Origin of the sequence: Nitrosospira sp. Nsp14, assembly GCF_900113575.1 — a bacterium.
Lineage (GTDB): Bacteria > Pseudomonadota > Gammaproteobacteria > Burkholderiales > Nitrosomonadaceae > Nitrosospira.
This window is the reverse complement of record NZ_FOPV01000006.1, coordinates 173845-179844: the sequence shown is the minus strand read 5'-3', so window position 1 is coordinate 179844 and position 6000 is coordinate 173845. Positions and strand designations below refer to the sequence as shown.

Annotated in this window: 7 protein-coding genes; 6 read left to right on the top strand and 1 reads right to left on the bottom strand. The window is 48.4% G+C overall.

Features of this window, described 5'->3' with window-relative positions; translation table 11 throughout:
* Positions 1 to 107: 107 nt before the first annotated feature.
* Positions 108 to 1124, bottom strand: a complete 1017-nt coding sequence (gene istA / locus BM022_RS05915; RefSeq protein ID WP_091136538.1) for an IS21 family transposase — start codon at positions 1122 to 1124, stop codon at positions 108 to 110.
* Between the two features lie 1197 nt (positions 1125 to 2321).
* Here istA and BM022_RS15440 point away from each other — a divergent pair.
* The 6 genes from BM022_RS15440 to BM022_RS15120 all read left to right on the top strand — a co-directional run bounded on the left by BM022_RS15440 (position 2322) and on the right by BM022_RS15120 (position 5785).
* On the top strand, positions 2322 to 2501 hold the full coding sequence (locus tag BM022_RS15440; RefSeq protein ID WP_177191634.1) for a hypothetical protein: 180 nt from the start codon (positions 2322 to 2324) through the stop codon (positions 2499 to 2501).
* Between the two features lie 9 nt (positions 2502 to 2510).
* The gene (locus BM022_RS15435; RefSeq protein WP_177191633.1) at positions 2511 to 2771 is read left to right on the top strand and encodes a hypothetical protein; all 261 of its coding nucleotides are present in this window, start codon (positions 2511 to 2513) and stop codon (positions 2769 to 2771) included.
* Positions 2772 to 2774: 3 nt separating this feature from the next.
* A complete protein-coding gene (locus tag BM022_RS05905; RefSeq protein WP_091137657.1) occupies positions 2775 to 3113 on the top strand; it encodes a hypothetical protein in 339 nt (112 codons plus the stop codon).
* Positions 3114 to 3225: 112 nt separating this feature from the next.
* Entirely contained in the window at positions 3226 to 4716 is a 1491-nt protein-coding gene (locus BM022_RS05900; protein WP_091137655.1) for a hypothetical protein, read from the top strand.
* 43 nt (positions 4717 to 4759) lie between these two features.
* Complete coding sequence (locus tag BM022_RS05895; RefSeq protein ID WP_091137654.1) at positions 4760 to 5359, top strand: hypothetical protein; 600 nt, start codon at positions 4760 to 4762, stop codon at positions 5357 to 5359.
* 84 nt (positions 5360 to 5443) lie between these two features.
* Entirely contained in the window at positions 5444 to 5785 is a 342-nt protein-coding gene (locus BM022_RS15120) for a hypothetical protein (protein ID WP_143079536.1), read from the top strand.
* The last annotated feature ends 215 nt before the right edge of the window (positions 5786 to 6000 follow it).

Genomic DNA, 6000 nt, shown 5'->3' with positions numbered 1-6000 from the left:
GCTGTTATCCTGAGCCGCAGCCCATTGTGCGATGGCTGGCCATTCGCTTCCGATACGATCAAGCTTGAGTACGTTACACAACATGGCAATTCGTTCCTGCTGCAGGTTCATGCCCGAGCCTCCAGCAATGCGTTATAGACCGACAAGGGATGTTGCAGGCTCTCAACGGGTATTGGCTGCAAATGCCTTGGGCTAACAGGGGCAATGGTCCGGCCGGGCTCGGGCAATGGCAGCAGAGCATGGCGTTCCAGAGTCATGCGCCGGTCTGGGCGCTCTCCCGTGGTGCCATGTAGGCGGGTGTTGGCCACTTCCGTTAACCAACGCCCAACATGCGCGTTGGCCGCTTCTACATCCAGGCGCAGTCCCGCCTGGCGCAGCGTCGCGGCCAGGGGCACACAGAAGCTGCCCTTCAGATAACCGTTGAAACGTTCAACCTTGCCCTTGGTCTTGGCTCGGTAGGGACGGCATAAGCGCGGGGTAAAGCCATAGGTGTCGGCCAATGCCAGCATCTGGCCATGCCAGCGGTGCCGGCCTTCTCCATAGGCATCCCGCTCGATCACAACTGTTCCGGCATTATCAAACAAGACATGCTCGGGAACGCCACCAAAATATCCAAATGCCCGCTCAAGACAGGCGCACAGCGTATCGGCACGTTCATTGCTGGTAAAGCAAACCCAGCTGGCCCGGCTGTAACCCAATGTGGCGACAAATGCCAATAAGGGATCGCGACCGCGGCGAATGTGAGTGAAGTCGACCTGCATCTGTTTGCCGGGCGCCGTCTCGAATCGAACCACCGGCTCCAATTTTGTCTGCCGATGGAGCTTAAGAAATTCCTTAAGCTGCGTTATACCGCCAGGATAGCCACGCTCTTTTATCTCTCGAAGCAACACTACCGCCGGAATCCAGTGCGGCCGTGCGGCATCGATCCGTTCCAGCAAATAATCCTTGTACGGATCAAGCTTGGTCGGGCGCGCCAGCCTCGGTCCATACCGCCCGGCGCCCGCCTCCCGTAGATAACGCCGGACCGTATTGCGCGAGCACCTCAGCTCACGCGCCATCTCGCGAATTCCAGCACCTCGCCGCATCAATACCTTGATTTCCACTGCTTCCTCCTGAGTCAACATAATCGGCAGCCAAAAAGCCACCATATTCGCCCAGGTGGGTCAGTTTTACTCCGGCTCAGTGGGTCAGTATTACAGCGGCGCTAACAAGAATCGACGTCAACACATTTCAAACCACCATTAACGAATCAAAGAAACTGTCCATAGCGCATGGAGAAAGGCCCGACTTCAGAGAAATAAATGTTAATTCACAATATGGACTTCTGTGCACTTTGGGGTCAATACGCTTTATTCAGAACGTATATAGAAATTCTCCAATCTTCTTATGAATAAATGATTTCCGTGGAAATTAGGTAGATTGTGTGCAATTTTTTTCCGTCACATATTTTTAGTGCTATATTTATTCATGAGTTTGATTTTGAGGTATTGTAAATTTAGCTCTAAAGCGCGAAACAAATCATAGTCCTTAATAACAAGGAATAAAGATGGCAGAACTTTCTGTGATATACCTGCCCCATAAATAAAAGGTAACGGGCTCTTTATAGCCTCCCTGCATACGGGTGGCCTACCGATTTCTCATAAACATAGCTCCACTCGGCCCCCTCCTAGGTGAGTACGAATTACGGGTCCATCTTCACAAAGTTTCTTGGATGAACGCAAGCTCGCATTCACCCTATCGTTCACTGTTCGACAAACAATTTACCACGCGGCATTCGAGCTTGCGCCCGCTAACTGGGTTATTCCTTTCCCCATTGTTCAAAAGATCTGGTTGAATTTTAGCGTTTCATTTGGGAGATAACATGAGAATAGCATTGATGTCTTTTAGGGTTGGTTTGCCGCCGCTTGTGGTGATTGCCTTAGTAGGTGTGAACGAATTAGCTTCAGCGCAAAATGTTCCGGCTCAGACGACTTTTGACGCCTCCGGCTCCCCCTATACTCTCGAGAAAATTGAATGCTCTAAAGACGCAAATACTTTGTACATCAGAGGGAGAGTTGAGCTTCTTCATCCGACTGATACTGATCTCAGAGCAGCCCCAAAAACCATTTCGATAAACTGCGACAAGATGATATTTGCCGACGAAGCCGTGCTGATGTCAAAGTCAGCCCTCGAAATAAAAATCGCCACTCTAGCTTCTGGACCAATCAAGATCGAAAGTACGCGCCGCGCCAAGGGGGAGGATGCGGCATCCGACCCAGTCATTTATCAAGCTGTAAAGATGAATTCTGGAGGCAATGGCGGAGATGGGAACAGGGGAAGAAATGCTCAGACTGATTTACACGGAGACTGGGGTAGTGACAGAGGGGGCGATGGTGGTGGGGGGGGAGATGGTCAGCATGGACCTGCGGGTCGATCCGGTGATATTGGACGCAGCGGTATCACATCATCTACGATTAGCCTTCGCGCCGGCAGCTTTGCGCCTAATTCATCAGTATATTTAACGGCGGTTGGTGGCGACGGGGGTAAAGGTTCAAAAGGTGGACGGGGTCGTGATGGCGGCGATGGGGGTAACGGGGGTAGCGGTGGGCAGGGGGGGAATGCGAACGAATTTCATGGCGCAAGTAATGGCGGAAACGGCGGCAATGGCGGCAATGGAGGTAATGGAGGAGATGGCGGTCGGGGTGGGGATGGTGGTGATGGCGGAGATGGTGGCAATTTATTCATATACATTACTACCCAAAACGGAACGCCCCCCTCGGACTTTGGAATGAAAAATGAAGGGGGGGCTGGCGGTGAACCAGGGTTTGGAGGAGACCCGGGCTTTGGCGGCAAGGGGGGACAAGGGGGAGCGCCAGGGTGCGGTGGCGCACAAAAGGATTGGGGTCCGATTAGATGGAACGGTCCGGGAAGCTGCGGGGGTGCGGGATCACCCGGACGTCCTGGAGTTGATGGAAAAACTGGTCCTGTCGGTGCTTGGGGACGCGATGGGCGTCAAGGCAATCGAGGAGATTGGAAGTGGGGACGGGTTGTGGATACTGCTCCAGGAGCAGCGAAATGACATATCCCATCAAGTTTCTATGTGTGCTTGCCGGGTCGATATCGTGGTTTTCTGAGGCACAGGCCCAAGATCTTCGGTCACTTCGACTCCCATATAGTACAGCATCTCCGATCACGATCGGCTCTGGAATAGACATTGATTTGATCAATCAGCAGAGATTCACCTGCATGAATTTCAACGAAGAAGATATTAAATGGCTTGATTCCTCCGGGGCGACTCAAACAAGCTCGACAATTGAGCTGGTTTCGGACTACAAAAGTCTCGCTAAGACGCTGGAGCTTGATGTCGATTACAAAGCAAAAGGAGATGTCTCGATAGCGGCGCTGAAAGCAGGGGCATCTTTGCAGCTCAACTCCAAATATCAAGATTTTGCTCGCGATGAATCTCGCACACTCGCAATTGTGGTAAAGGCAGTCAGTTATTACGGCCGCAAGGGATTGCGCGAGTACAAGCTGAAGCAACCGTTTGACCAGTATATTTTGGCTGGAAACCATGAAGAATTTAGGACACGCTGTGGCACTCATACAGTTGTAGCTGAGAGTCGGCAGTCCATGGTTTCCGCCATTATCATGATCACTGATCTCGGACGCACTTCGAAAACTTCACTTGAGAATTTGTACAAATCCACATTTTCAGCTTCTGGAGCTATCGAGGCTGTAAAGGTAGAGGCAAGTGACGAATTGACGTTGAAATGGAAAAACATTGTTGATACTGCATCAAAGTTGGGAACAATGAAGATTTCCTTCGAGTCACGAGGTGGCAGTGGAGTTTCTGATGCTTTAAAAATTGCCGCGTCAAATAATCCAGAAGACATCAAAGCGATCCTTACTTCCTTGACGTCACTCGGATCAAGCTTTACCCAGTCTAAATCTGCCCCATACGAGTATTTACTGATTAGTAATTCTGCATTTGGTGCAAAAATAAAAATAGCTGATATATCAAAACTCGAAAGCTTGAATAGTTATTTCGAGCAACTGGCAAAGATAGATTTTGCCTTGAATCGAATCACCAATTATAAGAACAGCTTTCAAGAGATCTACGATAGATTTTATAAACCAGTTCTGACGAAGATAAATGGAGTTCGAAGCAATCTGGTTAACGCCATTGAGCAATGTGTATTGAACGATGATTGCGGATACATCCCTCCAAACGATCTAGGGATCCTTTACCTCGAGGATATAATCACCGCGGATACTCTCACACTAGATTGTTCGTATACAAAATACGACATTACGGATACCCAAGGGAAAATTAGATCGACCGATGTTCTGTATGGCATAGCTGTAAACCTCAAGGGCCGAATACGTTTAGCTGATTTCGTATCTGTGGAGAATGCGATTGTTGCAAGATTTGGACCTGATTCGCAGACGACAAAGTTCAATCCGGGATTCTTAGGAGTATCGGTGAGTCAGCCTGATCAGGCTGGTAACGCGAGAATTGCTGCAACGCTCGATTACCGCGGCTTTAAACCTGATGTCGTTAACTCGGGGGGAACAATTGCACTCAATAACCAGAAAGAGATCACGGAAGGTCGGGAGACTCTCCAAAACTCAATATTTAGTATTAGCATCCAAGCAAAGAATGGAATGAGCATAATCAACACAGTTGGGCCGGCATTTGGCGGCAATTGTCCCATTACCCGGGTATCCTTGCAGTAGATGCTATAGATCTGCGGCGAAATATTTTTAGGGGGAAGTTATTATGCTCTACGACAAGAGATTTTTCACATTTGTGCTTTGGAGCCTTTCCTTCGCCATTCACGCAGGACCGTTTGAAGAAATGGGCGCTGTTCAGAAGATTAAAACAGGAAGTGCTTCCGAAGAAAGGTATTGGCCGGTAGGTCCGTTAGACCCTTTGGATGCCTTGCCTATGATGTTGGGCTTTATGGGCGGGGGCATCGGAGGCGGAGGAACGCCACAGTGGAAAGGTTGCCAAGGTAATGACTTTGATGCGACTGTAGAAATAACCAGTATCTCAGCAAAGCTAGAGAATAATGTCGCTCTGCTGTCTGTGACATATAGAGGAAACTACACTCGGCAGGGTTCAAGCGGGATAGACCGATTGGATGCGGGGGGGAAAATAGTGTGCGACACGATTACTATATTTGATACCGCAGAAAGGAGAAAACTTTCAGGTGTTTACACATTACGAATTACAAGTAATGAGCCCAATAAACCCATTATTACATGGGGAGAAGGGTCTGAATTCAAAGAGGTAAGCGATCCAAATCATGACGCAAATATCTTTGCTATTCGCGCGGTACAGAATGCGGTAGAAAGTGGTTTGAAAGTGTCCAAATAGTTGGTCCGAGCTGCAAGGTGAGAATATTTCTGATTCAACGTACGATACATTCATAACTCATCTTAAATATTAATAATGAAAATTATGAGATTTAATATCTATATTTTTTATGGGGTATTTGTTTTGCTATTTTCCCAGGGAAGTCATGGTGAAACAATCACATCAGAAAAGAATGAAAAAATCTCCGTAAGATGCGAATGTCTTCTATCTCTCCCATTATGCGAACTTGAAGTATTTGCTAGTGCGGCAGGGAAACCTCTACAGACCTGGTATCAAGATGTAACTTTAACGGCGGGAAAGATCACTGATCTAAATGCGGCCTGCTATAAAAACAGAGATGTAGATGGAATGGGAGATGGTCTTTGCTGTGTTACTAGTGATGCAGCAAAAACAATAACCAATCTGTTCCGTGGCACTAGATATTAAGTTGCTATGCAAGTTATAGGTCAACTGAGGATCCACAAATCGATCTGGATGACTGGCTGCACAGCTACAATCCTAACCGCACTCATCAGGGAAAGATGTATTGCGCCGTTTGAAAAGAACTGCCGGAGATTGCCTAACTAGACCGGCATGATGCGTGACCAAAAGCCATACCATATTCTCCGCTCTGAACCTAGGGAGAATGGTGCATTGATCGG